Origin of the sequence: Corynebacterium sp. UMB6689 (assembly GCF_030215295.1) — a bacterium.
Taxonomy (GTDB): Bacteria; Actinomycetota; Actinomycetes; order Mycobacteriales; family Mycobacteriaceae; genus Corynebacterium; species Corynebacterium aurimucosum.
This window is the reverse complement of sequence record NZ_JASOLS010000056.1, coordinates 1-591: the sequence shown is the minus strand read 5'-3', so window position 1 is coordinate 591 and position 591 is coordinate 1. Positions and strand designations below refer to the sequence as shown.

General features: G+C 56.3%; 1 rRNA gene. It reads right to left on the bottom strand.

Features of this window, described 5'->3' with window-relative positions:
- A 16S ribosomal RNA gene (locus tag QP363_RS12635) occupies positions 1-591 on the bottom strand; the annotation flags it as partial.

Sequence of the window (591 nt, the reverse complement as noted above, 5' to 3'; positions counted from 1 at the left end):
ATATCTGCGCATTTCACCGCTACACCAGGAATTCCAGTCTCCCCTACAGCACTCAAGTTATGCCCGTATCGCCTGCACGCCCGAAGTTAAGCCCCGGAATTTCACAGACGACGCGACAAACCACCTACGAGCTCTTTACGCCCAGTAATTCCGGACAACGCTCGCACCCTACGTATTACCGCGGCTGCTGGCACGTAGTTAGCCGGTGCTTCTTATACAGGTACCGTCACTTGCGCTTCGTCCCTGTCGAAAGGAGTTTACAACCCGAAGGCCGTCATCCCCCACGCGGCGTCGCTGCATCAGGCTTCCGCCCATTGTGCAATATTCCCCACTGCTGCCTCCCGTAGGAGTCTGGGCCGTATCTCAGTCCCAATGTGGCCGTACACCCTCTCAGGCCGGCTACCCGTCGACGCCTTGGTAGGCCATTACCCCACCAACAAGCTGATAGGCCGCGAGCTCATCTTGCACCGAAAAACTTTCCAACCACCACACTAAAGGCAGTTCATATCCGGTATTAGACCCAGTTTCCCAAGCTTATCCCAGAGTGCAAGGCAGATCACCCACGTGTTACTCACCCGTTCGCCACTCGAG